The organism is Acidovorax sp. SUPP1855, assembly GCF_030158955.1.
GTDB lineage: Bacteria > Pseudomonadota > Gammaproteobacteria > Burkholderiales > Burkholderiaceae_C > Paracidovorax.
In genome coordinates this window covers 1-16385 of sequence record NZ_BQXI01000018.1, presented here as the reverse complement: position 1 = coordinate 16385, position 16385 = coordinate 1, and the positions used below count along the sequence as shown (strand labels likewise).

Annotated in this window: 10 protein-coding genes; 8 read left to right on the top strand and 2 right to left on the bottom strand. The window is 65.1% G+C overall.

The features are described 5' to 3' along the window. Positions 1-11: 11 nt before the first annotated feature. A complete protein-coding gene (locus tag AVMA1855_RS16065) occupies positions 12-830 on the bottom strand; it encodes an HDOD domain-containing protein (RefSeq protein ID WP_284426481.1) in 819 nt (272 codons plus the stop codon). A gap of 178 nt (positions 831-1008) precedes the next feature. Continuing rightward, entirely contained in the window at positions 1009-1665 is a 657-nt protein-coding gene (locus tag AVMA1855_RS16060; protein WP_284426480.1) for an SGNH/GDSL hydrolase family protein, read from the bottom strand. A gap of 222 nt (positions 1666-1887) precedes the next feature. Here AVMA1855_RS16060 and AVMA1855_RS16055 point away from each other — a divergent pair, with 222 nt between their 5' ends. The 8 genes from AVMA1855_RS16055 (at position 1888) to AVMA1855_RS16020 (ending at position 16326) form a co-directional block, all read left to right on the top strand. Further along, entirely contained in the window at positions 1888-4239 is a 2352-nt protein-coding gene (locus tag AVMA1855_RS16055; RefSeq protein WP_284426479.1) for a type VI secretion system Vgr family protein, read from the top strand. Positions 4240-4282: 43 nt separating this feature from the next. Continuing rightward, entirely contained in the window at positions 4283-4765 is a 483-nt protein-coding gene (locus AVMA1855_RS16050; RefSeq protein ID WP_284426478.1) for a hypothetical protein, read from the top strand. Between the two features lie 130 nt (positions 4766-4895). Beyond that, positions 4896-6128, top strand: a complete 1233-nt coding sequence (locus AVMA1855_RS16045; protein ID WP_284426477.1) for a hypothetical protein — start codon at positions 4896-4898, stop codon at positions 6126-6128. Positions 6129-6130: 2 nt separating this feature from the next. Next, the gene (locus AVMA1855_RS16040; RefSeq protein ID WP_284426476.1) at positions 6131-7162 is read left to right on the top strand and encodes a DUF2169 domain-containing protein; all 1032 of its coding nucleotides are present in this window, start codon (positions 6131-6133) and stop codon (positions 7160-7162) included. Between the two features lie 36 nt (positions 7163-7198). After that, complete coding sequence (locus tag AVMA1855_RS16035) at positions 7199-8311, top strand: hypothetical protein (RefSeq protein ID WP_284426475.1); 1113 nt, start codon at positions 7199-7201, stop codon at positions 8309-8311. A gap of 63 nt (positions 8312-8374) precedes the next feature. Next, positions 8375-13141 (top strand): RHS repeat-associated core domain-containing protein, encoded by a 4767-nt coding sequence (locus AVMA1855_RS16030; protein ID WP_284426474.1) that lies wholly within the window; start codon positions 8375-8377, stop codon positions 13139-13141. Then, positions 13138-13923 (top strand): hypothetical protein, encoded by a 786-nt coding sequence (locus AVMA1855_RS16025; RefSeq protein WP_284426473.1) that lies wholly within the window; start codon positions 13138-13140, stop codon positions 13921-13923. The genes AVMA1855_RS16030 and AVMA1855_RS16025 overlap by 4 nt, the downstream gene beginning before the upstream one ends. A gap of 309 nt (positions 13924-14232) precedes the next feature. Beyond that, a complete protein-coding gene (locus tag AVMA1855_RS16020) occupies positions 14233-16326 on the top strand; it encodes an RHS repeat-associated core domain-containing protein (RefSeq protein WP_284426472.1) in 2094 nt (697 codons plus the stop codon). Positions 16327-16385 lie beyond the last annotated feature (59 nt).

The window sequence follows — 16385 nt, the reverse complement described above, 5'->3', positions numbered from 1 at the left end:
GATGGATCGGTTTACAGCGCCGACGTGTCGGTGAACACGGTCGGGTCCGGCAGGTGGTCGGCGAGCCAGCCGGGATCGAGCTGCAGCGCCTGCAGCAGTTCGTCCGGCAACGCGCCGATCGTCTCCGCCACGCTCGCCTTGGGGCCGACGGCGATCTCCGCCAGCAGCGTGGCCACGTGCACGATGGCGCCCAGGCGGCAGAACGAGGGGCTGGCCAGCGGGTCGGAGGCCGTCTCCAGCGCACGCACCACCTCGTCGGGGAATTTCCACTGCCGCGCCAATTCGGCCGTGATCTGCCCTTCGGTGAAGCCCAGCAGGCTCTGCTCGCGCTGCCAGCGGCCGCCGGGCAGATGCGGCAGGCGTTCGATCTCCACGATTTCGCTCGGCGCCTTCTGGGCGATGATCAGCTCGCCCAGCCGCACCATGAAGCCCGTGAGCCACGATTGCTGCACATCGGTGCCCAGCGCCCGTGCCAGCCACTGCGCGTAGCCGGCGCAGGCCATGCTTTCCTTCCAGAACTCCTGCCGGTCCACGCCCGGCGCGTCGGCGAACGAGCCCGTCATGCACGCCGCCAGGGCCAGCGTGCGCACCTGGTTGAGCCCCACCATGTTGATGGCGTCGTCGAGCGAGGAGACTTGGCGCGGCAGCCCGAACCGCGCGCTGTTGGCCATGCGGACCAGCTTGGCGGCGAGCGAAGGGTCCTTGGAGATGGCGGTGCGCACCTTCTCGAAGGGGATGTCGTCGTCGTGCAGGGTCTGGATCAGGCTGTGGGCCACCTCGGGCATGGTGGGCAGCTTGACCTCCTGGAGGAAAGCGGCGAGTGCGGGCATGCGGACGACCTTTTCTTGAAGGGGGTGTGCAGGCCGGCCTTCCAGCCCGCTGGTGTTTTTGTATCACCGTCTCGGCGCCCGCCGGGCAGGGAATTCACCAGCCCGCGGGTTTGTGCTGCCCTGGCAACGGCGGACCCCGCAGCCCTGCCCACGCCCTTGCAGGCCATGGCCGCCTGCGCTATGCGCCCAGCCGGAAGGTGCGCTCCAGCGCCACCGTCAGGCGGTCGGCCAGGCGGTTCGAGGCGGCCTGCGTGGGGTGGATGCCGTCGGTCGTGTCCCTGTCCACCGAGAACGGCATCGAATCCCAGTGCGCATGCACCGTGCGCGTGTCGGCCGCCACCCGGCGGATGGCCGCATTGATCGCCTGCATGGTGGCGAGCGCCGCGGGGCCGAAGATCTTGTCGGAGACCGGGGTGATCCCGGTGACCACGGCGGCATGCCCCAGCGAATGCACGAAGCCGATGAGGCCGCGGTAATCGTCCTCGAACGCCTCGATGTCGAAGCCGGGGCGTGCGTGGTCGTTCACCCCCACCTGCAGGACCACGATGCGCGACGGGTGCGGCTCGGTATCGAACGGGCCCTGCGGCCCGCGGGGGAAAAGCTCGGGCGGCGCGCTGTCGAAAGGCGCGTCGTAGCCCCGCACCAGGTCGTACGCCTGGAGGCCGGCCGCCGTGCGGTCGTCGATCACCCAGCGCGGGCGCCTGGCCAAAATGCGCTGCGCTGGCGTTTGCGCGTGCCGCCAGGTCGTGGACGCGGGGTCGAAGCCGAACAGAATGCTGTCGCCGTCAAGCTCCACCGAGCATGGCCGCTGCGGGCCGAAAACTGCATCTCCCATGGATTCCCTTTTTATCTGGTTGCGTAGCACCCGGCGACTGCTGCCGGATCACTTCGCAGTCCACCACAACCCCGCTGAAACCACAACGGACGCAGTGGCAGATAACCCCACGAACATCTGGATGCAATTTAGGCTGTTGCGCCGCACAAACGCGCGGTGCTGATGGGCAGGCCTCGCCAGCATAATGCGGACCCGATTCAAAGCTAAGAAACAATTTCTCGCATGACTAATCGCCGCGTAACAATTCAAACGCCTTTGGGAGAGGCGTTGCAATTCAGGCAATTGAAGGGAAGCGAGGCGCTGTCCGCGTTGTTTGAATTCGAGATCGACTTGATCTCCAAGAACAAGGGCATCGACCCGAAAGCCTTGCTGGGCCTCGCCAGCACGGTCGTGGTGGAGACCGAGGGACTGGGCCGGCGTTACCTTGACGGTATTGCCACGGGCTTTGGCATGCAAGGCCAGGACACCTCGGCCAATTACGCCTACCGCATGGTGCTGCGCCCCTGGCTGTGGCTGGCCACGCGGCGCAGCGATTTCAAGATCTTCCAGGAAATGGCCGTCCCGGATATCGTGGAGAGCGTGCTGCAGAAATATGGCCAGCCGATGCAGAAAAAGCTCTCCCGGGCTTATCGCGTGCGGCCCTATACCGTGCAATACCACGAGACCGATTTCGCCTTCATCGCGCGGCTGTGCGAATCCGAAGGCATTTACTGGTATTTCGAGCACCAGCCCGGCAGCCACACGCTGGTGTTCGCCGACGACGTGATGGGCTCGCACAGCCCGCTGCCGGGCGGCCACGTGATTCCCTTCCACCCGCCGGGCAAGGCCGCCCTGGCCGACCGGGAACACATCTTTTCCTGGCACATGGGCCAGCAGGTGCAGCCCGGCCGGGCCTACCTGGACGACTACGATTTCAAGAAGCCGCGCGCCGACCTGTCCGACATGCGCCAGTCCCCGCCGGGGCATGCCCAAGACAGCTACGAGAGGTACGAATGGCCCGGGGGCTACACCGAGTTTTCCGACGGGGAAACCTACACCCGGCTGCAGATGGAAACCGGCCTGGCCAGCCACCACCGCGCCCAAGCGAAGTTGAACAAGCGCAGCATCGCCCCCGGCTACACCATCGTGCTGGACAACTACCCACGCGAAGACCAGAACCAGCAGTACCTGGTGGTGTCGGTCGAGTACTACCTGGAAGAAAACGCCCAGGCCAGCCTGGGCCTGAACGGCGTGGGCCAGACCCAGGGCGGCTCGATCCAGCGCTTTTCGATGGAGGTGCACCCCACCGCCATGCCCTACCGCCCCGTCGTCGCCACGCCCCGCCCTCGCACCACGGGCCCGCAGACGGCCGTGGTGGTGGGCCCGCCGGGCGAGGAGATCTGGACCGACCAGTACGGCCGGGTGAAAGTGCAGTTCCACTGGGACCGCATCGGGGCCATGGACGAGAACTCCAGCTGCTGGGTGCGCGTGTCCTCCACCTGGGCGGGGCCGCAGTTCGGCAACGTGTTCATCCCGCGCATCGGCATGGAGGTGATCGTCGACTTCCTGAACGGCGACCCGGACTACCCCATCATCCTGGGCTGCGTCTACAACGCCGACAACATGCCCCCCTGGGGCCTGCCCGGCAACGCGACGCAGTCGGGCATCAAGACCAAATCGAGCAAGGGCGGCGCCTTCGGCCCGGGCCTCAAGAACGGCGCCGGCGACGCGAACGCGCTGCGCTTCGAAGACAAGGCCGGGGCCGAGCAGCTGTGGCTGCATGCGCAGAAGGACCAGCTCACCGAAGTCGAGAACGACGAGGACAAGTGGGTCGGCAACGACCGGCGCAAGACCATCGACCGGGACGAGACCAACGTCATTCACCGCGACCGCACCGAGACGGTGGACCGCAACGAAAAGATCACCGTGCACGGCTGGCGCGCCGAGGAAGTGGATGGCGACGAAACCATCACCATCCACTCCAACCGTACCGAGCGGGTGGACCATAACGAAAAAATCAGCATCGGCGATAACCGGCGCGAAGACGTCGGCATCGACGAAACGGTGAGCATCGGCAAGAACCGAACCAAGACCATCGGCAAGAACGAGAAGGACAAGATCGGCAGCAATTGGTCGATCAAGGTCGGCAAATTCAAGACCGAAACCATCGGCATCGCCTACATGCAGAACGTGGGCGTCGGCCGCATGGAGAACGTGGGCGTGGCCTACAACCTCAACGTGGGCGCCATCATGGCCACGGTGGTCGGCAGCACGCAAAGCACCCAGGTAGGCAGCGACCAGTCCACCACCGTCGGCACCAAATACACCTTGACCGTGGGCGGCGCAGGCGGTGGCAGTGCGCCCGCAGGCGCGGGTGGTGCCAAGAACATCGTCGCCCCGTCGGGTGGTGAATCGGGAGGGGGTTCCGGGGGCTCCAACATCACCATGGATGCCCAAAGCGTGTCCATTTCCGTCGGTAGCAGCAGCTTGGTGCTGAAGGAAGACGGCACCATCACGCTGAACGGCAAAGACATCACGTTCTTCGGCGAGAACAAGATTCTTTCGGTCAGCCCACAGGTCCGCGACAACGATTGAAGGCGTACACACGCCTTCCCGCTGCCTCTTTCAGGAAACCCCCATGGCCATCCCCCAACGCAACGCACTGACCCAAACACACGGACAGCCCCTGATCCGCATCGCCAAGGTGTTGTCTACCGACACCAAGGGCCAAGTGACCGTGCAGCTCGACGGAAAGCCCGTCGCCGCCGAAGCCGCCACCCATCTGCCCCCCTTGCTGCCTGGGCAGCGTGTGGCGGTGATGCTGCCCGAGGACGAGTCTCCGCTCATCACGGCGGCGTACCCACTGGCGGCCGGGGTGAGCGCCCAGCAGGGTTCGGGCGAGCGCATGGAGGCGGCCATCGGTTTCGACCCGTCAACCGGCACGCTCAACATCCAGGCCAAGCAATTGAATCTGCAGGCCCTGGGTTCGGTAGAAATCCGCTGCGGCGAGGCCGTGCTGCGCTTCACCGCGCAGGGCAACGTGGCCTTGCACGCCCAAGCCATCACGCAGTCCGCCATCGGTCCTTACCAGATCGAAGGTGCGTCCATCGACTTGAACTGAGCCGCGCCATCCCTTCATGCCCCGACGCGAAACACTCATTGCCGAGCTTCTGGAAGACACCACGCGGGCGCGCCGGCGGCGCCTTCACATCACCGGGGCAATGAACTTTCGACTGCTCGCGCTGCAAACGGTGGACGACAAGATCGATCGCAACCTGCGCGCGATGTCGGTCTTCGGCCAAGATGCGCTCCAGGCCGCCGAGCAAGCCATTGCAGCGTCCAACCACGCTCCGACGACCAACGCACTGATCCATGTGGCCGCAGCCTGCGCGGTGCAGACAGCGGCCCCGCAAGACGATGCTGTACTGCTGGCGCAATGGTTTGAGCGCTACGGCGCAGCCCATCGCACCGCGCTGCGCGACGCATGGTGGTTCTACCCCCTGGACCGAGCCAGCGCCGCGCGCCACCCGGCACGCGTGGCGGCGCTGCTGCGCAGCACGCACGAGCCTGCCCGCACGCTCGGCATCGAACTGGCGGGGCGATGCGGCATGCAAGCATGCCTTCCCTTGATTTCTCCCATCGCCGGCGCCGCTCCCGATGGCCCCCTGCTGCGCGCGAGCGAACTGGCCCTGTGCCGCTTGGGACAAGCGCCCGGTGACCTGGCGGCGCGCATTCAGCGGCGCGGCAGTGGCACAGCGGAGGATCTGTTGCACGCGCTGCGCCTGATCGCCGCGAGCGGTCATCTGGACTTGGCACAGTTGGAAGGCTATCTGCGGTGCGCGCAGATGCCGCACCCCGCGCTACAGCGCCTGGGATGGTGCTTGGCCACGCTTTGCGACCCCGTTCAGGCCCACCATCGGGCCGAAGCACACGCCGCCATGGACCCCGGGTTACGTTTGCAGGTGCTGGCCCTGGCAGGATTTCCACACGCACTCATCGCCGTGGCGCGCGAAGTGACATCCCAAACCGGTCCGGTCACCGCCTCTCAAATGGATGCATTGTCCGTGCTACTGGGTGACGTGCCGATGCAGGTGCGCGCCAACGACGTGTTGCCACAAGAGCGGGAACAAGCCCTGCGGCAGCGCGTGCTGCAGGTGTTCCGTGACGCACACATTGCGGTCTCCAACAACGCCAAGACCTGCGCATGGGAGGCGACCCGCATGCCGGCCGAGCCGGACCCTGCCCGCAATCGCCGCCTTCGCTTCGGCCGCGCCGCTCGGCCTCGGGAAGACAGAGGCTGCGCCCTGCAGGCCCCGGTGCAGCAACTCGGATCCCTGATGCGGCAGGCGCTCTACATCGAGCAATCGGTGCAGGCTCGCCAGCCCGTTGGCGCAGCTCTGTCGGCATACGCCAGCACGCGCCACCAGATGCATGTGATCGGGCTGTCCGAATGGCTCGGCGAGGCGCAAGCCGCACCGCTTTGAACATGGCCGACCTGTTCAATCTCACCCCGTTCGCCACGGCCGTTTATCCCCACGTGGACGACCAGGGCCGCCATGCCCGGCTGCTGATCGTCAAAGGCGTCTGGGACCTGGACCGAGCCGACCGGCTGGCCGATGGACCCGGCCTGTTGGGCTTGCGTGACCGGGCACTGACCCTGCCCATCGGCGACCTGGACCTGGAACCTGTACAGCGGGAAGCGCTCGGCGAACGCGAGGCGCAAGAGATCGACTGGATGCCATCCGACGCCGTGCCGCCCAAACCCCGCTTCGACCTCATCGTCAGCGGCTATGCCCACGCTGCGGCAGGAAAAACCGAGCATCGGTTCATGGCCGCCGTGGCGCATGGGTCTCGGATCGTGGGCCTTACGCTGTGCGCGCCCCGTTTCTGGCGCAGAACCCTGCTCCAGGGCGGGGGTGGAATGCCCGGCGAATACTTGGCTGCTGTGCGCCGCGTGCCCGTACATCCTTGCTTTGCCTATGGTGGGGAAAGCGCCGGGGGCGAAACGCTCTACAACCCCCAGGGCATGGGCAGCGCGGCAGGCCACAGCGGCGCAGGCATCGAACGCGTCGCGCTGCCGTGGGTCGAGCATCCGGACCATCCGGTGACCGACCTCACCCGCCACCCCCTGGCCGCCGGCTTCGGCCCCTGGCCGGAAAACGCAGGATTCCGACTGCCCCACATGGGCACCCGGGACCTGCCATGGCAGCGCGAGCGCGCGCCCCACCGCCCCAAAGACTTTCATGCGCTGTTCCACAACCAGGCCGAGCCCCGCTTGCAATGGAGCCGCGCCCCGACCCCGGGCGACACCATCGCCCTGCACCAGTTCACGCCCGAGGGGCTCACGCGCGCCATCTGGCCCAGCGTGCGCCCCCACGCCACCGTCGGTCGCCAGTCCGCACCGCCGCTGGTGGCGGACACCTGTGTCGTGGCCCCGCAAGAGGGCCGCTTCGCCATCGTCTGGCGCAGCATCCTGCCACCCGCCGGGGCCATCACCGTGCGCGCCTCCAACGCCTGAGGCGGCCACACCGCAGCCCTTTCCCGCCCCCCTCCAATGTCCCTCCACAGCCCCAGCCCCGTTCTGCAGATCGAGCACGCCACATTGGTCACCAGCCTTGGGGACGACTGGCTGACCAGCGTGGCCGCCTTCACGGCGCGGCGCAAGAACTTCCGGTACGCGGAGCTGGATGGCACCAAGCTGCTGACCGCGCCCGCGCGCGACGTGGCCGGCGAATCCCGGGGGCCTGCGCGCCTGCGAGAACTCCTGCGCGCCGCGTGGAACCCCATGGCAGCGTGGCTCCAGACGCTGCCGTCCGTCCAGACGCTGTACCTGCTCGCCCTGCCCGACTGGATGGCCGCCCCGCCCGCGCACACCACCGCATCGTCGGCAACGGGGCAGCCACCCGGACCCGATCCACTGCAAGGCGCCATCGATGCATTCGGGGCGCAATGCAGGCGTGCCGGGCTGCCCGTGCTGGCAGTGCATGCCTTCTCGGGCGGCGCCGAAACCTGCCACACCGCCCTGGCCCGCGCCTTCCGGACACTCGGCCACGACCTGCCGCCCGCGCAGATCGTCCTCATCGCCGCGGACTCGCTGTGCGACCGCGACATCCTGCTGCGCGACCACCGGGCCGGCCGTATTTACGACCGTGACCACGGCAGCGGCTGGGTGCCTGGCGAGGCCGCCGCCTGCCTGCTCCTTAGGCCATCGGCGGGCGTGCACGCGGTAGCGCGCAACGCCCTGGCGCTGCACGCGCCCTGCATCAGCGATACGCCCGTGCAGTCGCCTCGCTGGCCCAGCGATTGGCAGGGCGACGGCCGGGCACTGCAACAGGCCATGGAAGGCGCGCTCGGCGCCGCTGGCCTGCGCCCGGAACACATCGATCGGCACCTGAGCGACAGCGACGGTAGCCGCTGGCGCATGGAAGACGAAACCGCCGCCCTCGCCCGCCTTACCGCCGTGCCACCCGCGCAATGGAACGCCGAATCGCTGCAGCCCGCAGAACTGCTCGGACAGCTCGGCGCGGCCTGGGGAGCGGTGCAATGGGCGCTGGCGGAAGGCTTGCGGCGCCACGGCCTGATCCGCATGGGCAAAGCGCTTTGCACCACACAGGACATCGCCGGGCGCTGCAGCGCCGGCACCATGGAATGCGGCACCAGCGCCTGACGCGCACGGGGCAGCCAGACGGCATCAGAACGGCACGACCAGACAATTCAAGGGAAGCACAGCGTGGGCAAGGTCTATATCGACGGTAAAGAGGTGGTGTCGCAAGCTGCGGCCGGCACGGTGAACAAGCCGGACGACTTCGTGTTCCTGCGCAAGAAGGACACGCCGGGCACCGCGCCCTACCGCAACGACAGTGGCGCCATCGGCAACCCGGCAGGCTCCACCTTCCACTCGGGCACCGACGTGGCGACAGCCGAGAGCGCGCTCATGAACGGCCAGCACGCACCGCAGGTGTCCGACAAAGGCGGCGTGAACACCATGGTGCGCGACGGCCCCGGGATCTTCACCGGCGAGTGGGGCAAGCAGGTCTGGATCGAAACCAAGCAGACGGTGCGCCACCTGACCGACGTAGGAACGACAGCGGTCTTCAGCTACTTTCCTGCACTGGAGAACATCGCCAAAAACGTCAAGGGCATCGCAGGCCAGCTCGATGGCGACTTGGGCCGCGAGATGGCGGAAGAAGCGGGCGAGGAAGTCGTGGAGGCGGCCAAGGCACTCTTCACGCTGGAAACCCTCAAAGAGCTGGCCATCGACGGCGGCATGGCCCTGGGCACCGCGGTGCTGACGGCGGCCACGCCCGCCACGCTGGGCGGCACAGGTGCAGGCGCCGTCGCGGCCGGTGCGGCCACCGCCGCGCGCGTGGGCCAGCGCGCCCAATCTGCGGTGGAGACCGCCGCAGAACTCCGGCAGGAACTGGGGGGTCTGATCGCCGAACTTTCTCGGCCCGACCTGACGGCCGAGGAGCAAAGGGAGCTGGCCAAGCGCGCTGCAAGGTTCTTGGCAGGCGCCGGGGCTGGTCTGATCGCCTCGCTGCTGGCCAAACGCAAAATCTCGCGAAACGCAAAAAAGAAAGAAAACGACAAGGACAAAGTCAAGACATCGGAGAAACCCGGCGACAAGCCCACGCAGTGCCCCTGCGCCAGCAAGCACCCAGTGGTCATCGCCACCGGCGAGAAGTCCCTGACGCAGACCGACCTGCGCCTCTCCGGCCCCATCGCGCTGGCCTGGATACGCCAATACCGCAGCGGCGACGCGCGCACCGGCGGCTGGTTCGGCCAGGGCTGGAGCCACCCGCTGGCCACCGAACTGTGGCTGCAGGCCGACCAGTTGCTGTACCACGACGCGCAGGGGCGTGCGGTGCGCCTGCCGCTGTTGGCCGAAGGGCAAGAGCACTTCGAGGCCTACGAACAATTCACCGTGCGCCGCGCCGGCCCACACACTTGGCAGCTGGTTCACACCGACGGTCGAACGCACCACTTCGCGCGGCAGGCGGCAGGCCAATGGCGGTTGCCGCTACTGGCGCTCACCGACCGCAACGGCAACCGCCTTAAACTGCACTTTGAGGCAAGCGACTTCGCAGAGCGCGCTGCAAACGGCTTGGGGAACGCCGCCCAGAGCGCAGCCGCAGGCTTCGACCCCTTCGGCATCCCGCCGCGCCCGCAACGCATCACCGACAGCGCGGGCCGCTGGTTGCGGCTGGGCTGGAGCGCGGACGGCCAACTGGAAACCGTGCACGCCCTGCATGCGGAGGGCCAGGAGACCCTGCTGGCGCGCTACCACTACGCCCCCGACGCCCAAGACCCACGCAGCGAACAAGCCCCACCCAACCTGGTGGCCCACACCAACGCCGAGGGCCAGGTGCGCCGCTTCGAGTGGAGCCATCACCTGCTGGTGGGCTACACGCTGGCGGGCGGCGCGCGCCACCGCAACGAGTACGACGAACCCAGCCCCCAAGGCCGCGTCACCCTGTCGCACAACATCGACAGCGGCGCGGCGCAACAGTTCACCTACGAGCGGCACCGCACCTGGATGCACGATGCGCTGGGCCGCACCCTGGGCTTTGCCTTCGACGAGCGCCGCGATATCGTGGCCGTGCGCGATGCGCTGGGGCATGTGAGCCGCACGCCCTTCGATGCCAACGGCCACCCCGAGGCGACCGTGGATGCCCTGGGCCGCGAGACGCGGACCGTGTTCGACCGTCGGGGCAATCTCACGCTGCACCTGGATGCCGCCGGCAACGCCACACGCATCGAGTACGGCACCGAAGGCGGTGCCCGGGACCGCCCCGTGCGTGTGACCGATGCCCTGGGCCACGTCTGGACCCATGCCTACGACACGCGTGGCAACCGCATCCGCTCCACCGACCCGCTGGGCCGCACCACCCGCACCGACTACGACAGCCGGGGCCTGCCCGTGGCGGTGACCGATGCCGCAGGCCGCACCCGGCGCCTGCAGTGGGATGCCGCCGCCCTGTTGGTGGCCTACACCGACTGCTCGGGCCACACCAGCCGCTATGCCTACGACGCGCTGGGCCACCTGGCCGCCAGCGTCGATGCCCTGGGCCAGGCCACACGCTTGCGCCACGATGCCCTGGGCCGCCTGCGCGAGGTGGTCGAACCCACCGGCGCCACGCACTGCTACGAGTGGGGCGGCGAGGGCCAGTTGCTGGCCTACACCGATCCGCTGGCCGGCACCACGCGCTACCGTTACCACGGCTCGGGACAGCCGGCCGAGCGCACCGATGCGCGCGGCGGCGTGCTGCGCTACCACTACGACCGCGCCGAGCGGCTGATCGCCCTGGACAACGAGAACCGCGCGCAGACGCGCTTTGCCTACGATGCGGCCGACCGCCTCACCGACGAGATCGGCTTTGACGGCCGCCACCAGCGCTACGCATACAACGCCGCGGGCGAGTTGACCCATGTGGTCGAGGCCGGCGGCAGCGATGCCGGGCCGGGCAAGGTCACGCACCTGGAGCGCGATGTGCTGGGGCGGCTGGTGGGCAAGCGGGCAAGGGGAGAGGGGGGCGATGGTTCTGCCGACGATGGCGCGGCCACCAGCACGGCCACCTACAACTACGACCCGCTGGGCCGGCTGACGGCGGCCACCAACCCGGCCGCGCAGATCGCCTACCGCTACGACCCGGTCGGGCAGATCGTGCAGGAGGTTCAAACCCTCAAGCCCTGGGGGCCGGACGCTGGAGCAGCGAAGGCAGACCCCTTGGAGCGCACGCTGTCCCACCAGTACGACGAGTTGGGCCACCGCACTCGCACCACCCTGCCCGATGGGCGGGCGCTCGACTGGCTGCATTACGGCTCGGGCCACCTGCACCAGATCGGGCTGACCGAGCCTGCGCAAACAGGAGCAGCCGCTGGTACGCAAGGCACCCGCGCCGTCATCGCCGACATCGAGCGCGATGCGCTGCACCGCGAGACGCAGCGCAGCCAGGGGGCGCTGCAAAGCCGCTACGACTACGACCCGGCCGGGCGGCTGGTGCGCCACCGGGCAGCGATGGACTCACCCTCGGCTGCCGCTGTCACCACGCGGGGTCAGCCCGCAGCAGGCCCGGTGCTGGAGCGCGCCTACGCCTATGACGCCATGGGCCAGCTCATCGCCCGCGCCGACACACTGCGCGGCCGCCAGGACTTCCGCTACGACCCCGTAGGCCGCATCCTCGCCGCCCTGCCCGGCCACGGCGGCGAGGGCGGATACATGCCCAAGGAGTTGTTCGCCTTCGATCCGGCGGGCAACCTGCTGGATGCCAGCCAGGCGCAGATGCAGCGCCAGCAGGAAGATCGATCAGCACAGGGAACATCGCAAGGCCTGGGTGTCGTGGGCGACAACCGCCTGCGGTTCTACCAAGACCTGCACTTCGAGTACGACGTGCATGGCAATGTGGCGAAGCGCACCCGGGGCAACCAGCGTGCAGGCCATCAGGATGTCACCGAACTTCGCTGGAACGCCGACCATCAACTGGTCGAGGCCACCACGACGCGCCGCGGGGTGACCCAGGCAACCCGCTACGCCTACGATGCGTTGGGCCGCCGGGTGGCCAAGGCCGATGCCTTCGGCACCACACGGTATCTGTGGGATGGCGATCTGATGGTCATCAGCCAGCGCGGGGGCAACAACAGCCTGTTCATCTACGAGCCGGGCAGCTTCGTGCCGCTGGCGACCGTGCAGGGCACGCTGGGCGACACCCGCACCTACTGGTATCAATGCGACCAGATCGGCACGCCGCAGGAGTTGACCGATGAAGAGGGGCGCATTGCCTGGGCGGCGGATTACAAGGTCTGGGGGGAGGCCACGCTGCGGGCCGTGGCGGGGACAGGGACCGATGGCCTGCCCAGCCAGCGGCGCATCGGGCATGGGCCGGGGGTGGATTGGCAGGCCAACGGCGAGACAGAGCGCCGCTCTGCACCGCCGCCCATCGATCAACCCTTCCGCTTCCAGGGCCAGCAGTTCGATGAGGAAACCGGGCTGCATTACAACCGGTTCCGGTACTACGACCCGGTGGTTGGACGGTTTGTTAGCCAAGATCCTATTGGATTAGCTGGGGGAAATAATCCTTTCTTGTATGCGCCTAACCCGCAAAAATGGATTGATCCCACTGGCTTAAAAAAGGAAGTATGTCCAAAATGTGCATCCGAATGCGATGAACTGTGGAAAGACATTCACAACAAAACTTACCAGAGAAAATCAAACACAGGGACTCGCGGACTACAAGAAAGAATTGAAGAATTACTAGAAGACAAATTTAATCTTTTTGATTGGGCAAAGGATAAGGCATCAAAACGCACTGTAGGACCGTTGGCGGGCAAGGGTTCATATGACGGGCATATATATCAAGCAGAAGGTCTACAAGAAAGCATTAGAAGCGACATTATTAGCTACGAAATAGGTGGATGCAATAGATTCAAAAAAATACCCGGCGCAGTTAAAATAATTGCAAGCACCCCAATACCGCAAGCACCTAGAGGCAAATCGTGAGACACAGCATTGACGAACTCTTAATTATTTTAAGTCTTGATTGTTTTACCAAATATCTTTGGGAGGGAGAAAAAGAGTCGGAAATTGCATTTATAAAAAGTACCGCCAGGCAAGAATTCAAAATAATACTTGATGGAGAAGATAACTACTTTATGAATGCGGACTTCTCCCCTACTCGCTTAAAAAAAACTCAAGATGATTTTTATGAAAAAATATCAGAATCCCTAGGAGAAATCAAAACATATTACATAAAAGAAATTCAAAATAAAATTGAAGAAAAATCCTCATCAAATATCGATTTCATAATAACATCAATATTATCAGATCTACTATGGTTGACACACGAAGAGTTCTCCCAGCCCATTGATTATGAATTATTAGAAATAATATCAAAAATAGACTCGCTCGGCATTTCAATTCAAGAAACAGAAATAGACAGAGAAGAAATAAAACGTGATTGGACAAGGGCAGATTCCGAGTGGGATCTCTTCATGAAAAAAAAATCAATGTTTGAAGATATTGATAATTTCCCCTGTTTGATTTTATACAGAGCATTAAAAATAAATCCCACTTTAAAATTCATTGAAAAATGCCATGAAAATTTGCAAGAAACAGAATTCTTCAAAATAATAAATTTCGTAATTTTAGAAATTGAAGCTCAAGAAAAAATTAAACCTAATGAACTCAACGAAATAGCCAAGACACATCTAGAAAGATACATCAAGTTACCATCGAAATCTCAGCAAAAAAATAGAGGACGGCAGGGGCGGCCTCAAATCTGAAGAGCACATTCTTTCAGAACTCAGGCGGCGATGAACGATAACCGCGCGCAGACGCACTTAGCGAATTCAAAAGTGAAGTGCCAACACTTGGTCCACAAGAAAGCGCTCCTTCTTTTATAGCGCACTGCCATAGTATCAATTGCGCTGGAGCCCGATTTGGTTTGAACTGCTTTCCCAAATGAAAACATCGCAAATTTTTTTAAACAAATTCGCTATATTTTTCATAGCACAATACCTTAGTTTTTATTGCACTGCCGCTTGATTTGACTCTAAACGCTAATTGAATCTGCCCTTTCTCGCTTTCAAGGCGTGACCGATGCCCTGGGCCAGACTTGGACCCACGCCTACGATGCGCTGGGCCACCTGGCCGCCAGCGTCGATGCCCTGGGCCAGACCACGCGCTACCACCACGATGCCCTGGGCCGCCTGCGCGAGGTCACCGAGCCCACGGGCGCCACCCACCGCTACGAGTGGGGCGGCGAGGGCCAGTTGCTGGCCTACACCGATCCGCTGGCGGGCACCACACGCTACCGTTACCACGGCTCGGGACAGCCGGCCGAGCGCACCGATGCACGCGGCGGCGTGCTGCGCTACCACTACGACCGCGCCGAGCGGCTGATCGCCCTGGACAACGAGAACCGCGCGCAGACGCGCTTTGCCTACGATGCGGCCGACCGCCTCACCGACGAGATCGGCTTTGACGGCCGCCACCAGCGCTACGTATACAACGCGGCGGGCGAGTTGACCCATGTGATCGAGGCCGGGGGCAGCGATGCCGGGCCGGGCAAGGTCACCCACCTGGAGCGCGATGTGCTGGGGCGGCTGGTGGGCAAGCGGGCGCGGGGCGATGGTTCTGCCGACGATGGCGCGGCCACCAGCACGGCCACCTACACCTACGACCCGCTGGGCCGGCTGACGGCGGCCACCAACCCGGCCGCGCAGATCGCCTGGCGCTATGACCCGGTCGGGCAGATCCTGCAGGAGGTGCAGACGCTCAAGCCCTGGGGCCTGGATGCGGGCGCGGCGAAGGCCAGAGAGGACGGACAGCCCCTGGAGCGCACGCTGTCGCACCAGTACGACGAGTTGGGCCACCGCACCCGCACCACCCTGCCCGATGGTCGGGCGCTCGACTTGCTGCATTACGGCTCGGGCCACCTGCACCAGATCGGGCTGACCGAGCCTGCGCAAACAGGAGCAGCCGCTGGTACGCAAGGCACCCGCGCCGTCATCGCCGACATCGAGCGCGATGCGCTGCACCGCGAGACGCAGCGCAGCCAGGGGGCGCTGCAAAGCCGCTACGACTACGACCCGGCCGGGCGGCTGGTGCGCCACCGGGCAGCGATGGACTCACCCTCGGCTGCCGCCGTCACCACGCGGGGCCAGCCCGCAGCAGGCCCGGTGCTGGAGCGCGCCTACGCCTATGACGCCCTGGGCCAGCTCATCGCCCGGGCCGACACGCTGCGCGGCCGCCAGGACTTCCGCTACGACCCCGTAGGCCGCATCCTCGCCGCCCTGCCCGGCCAGGGCAGTCACCAACCGAGCGAGCTGTTCGCCTTCGACCCGGCCGGCAACCTGCTGGAGGCCAGCCCGGCGCAGATAGAGCGCCAGCAGGAAAACCGCGCATCCCAAACACTGGGCGCCCTCCAGGACAACCGCCTGCGCTTCTACCAGGACCTGCACTTCGAGTACGACGTGCACGGCAATGTGACGAAGCGCACCCGGGGCAATCAGCGTGCGGGCCATCAGGAGGTCACCGAGCTTCGCTGGAACGCCGACCATCAGTTGGTCGAAGCCGTCACCGAACGCCACGGGGTGATCCAGGCAACCCGCTACGCCTACGATGCATTGGGCCGCAGGGTGGCCAAGGCCGATGCCTTTGGCACCACGCGGTATCTGTGGGATGGCGACCTCATGGTGAACAGCCAGCGCGGTAGCAAAAGCAGCCTGTTCATCTACGAGCCGGGCAGCTTCGTGCCGCTGGCGACCGTGCAGGGCACGCTGGGCGACACCCGCACCTACTGGTATCAATGCGACCAGATCGGAACGCCGCAGGAGTTGACCGATGAAGAGGGGCGCATTGCCTGGGCTGCGGATTACAAGGTCTGGGGCGAGGCACGGGTCAGGGAGACGCTGTTTCGTACCGGGACGGATGGCGCATCGGTGGGCAGTACCAGCCAGTGGCATAGAGGGAAAGCGGCGGACCCCACTCCAAGCCCTGCCATCGATCAACCCCTCCGCTTCCAGGGCCAGCAGTTCGATGAGGAAACCGGGCTGCATTACAACCGGTTCCGGTACTACGACCCGGTGGTTGGACGGTTTGTTAGCCAAGATCCTATTGGGAACCTCTCAAAACCCATCCGGTCCCTTGTTGATCGAGAACGCGTGCTCCATCCTTTGCCATGATCACTCCCCGTAGCGCCCTGAAGTTCGACCTGTTCGCTGAGGCCTCGCGCCAACACAAG

What these genes read in the sequence shown, in the direction of transcription:
- AVMA1855_RS16040 (WP_284426476.1), top strand. Translation starts at nt 6,131, where the DNA reads ATGGCCGACCTGTTCAATCTCACCCCGTTCGCCACGGCCGTTTATCCC.
- AVMA1855_RS16060 (WP_284426480.1), bottom strand. Translation starts at nt 1,665, where the DNA reads ATGGGAGATGCAGTTTTCGGCCCGCAGCGGCCATGCTCGGTGGAGCTT.
- AVMA1855_RS16065 (WP_284426481.1), bottom strand. Translation starts at nt 830, where the DNA reads ATGCCCGCACTCGCCGCTTTCCTCCAGGAGGTCAAGCTGCCCACCATG.
- AVMA1855_RS16050 (WP_284426478.1), top strand. Translation starts at nt 4,283, where the DNA reads ATGGCCATCCCCCAACGCAACGCACTGACCCAAACACACGGACAGCCC.
- AVMA1855_RS16055 (WP_284426479.1), top strand. Translation starts at nt 1,888, where the DNA reads ATGACTAATCGCCGCGTAACAATTCAAACGCCTTTGGGAGAGGCGTTG.
- AVMA1855_RS16035 (WP_284426475.1), top strand. Translation starts at nt 7,199, where the DNA reads ATGTCCCTCCACAGCCCCAGCCCCGTTCTGCAGATCGAGCACGCCACA.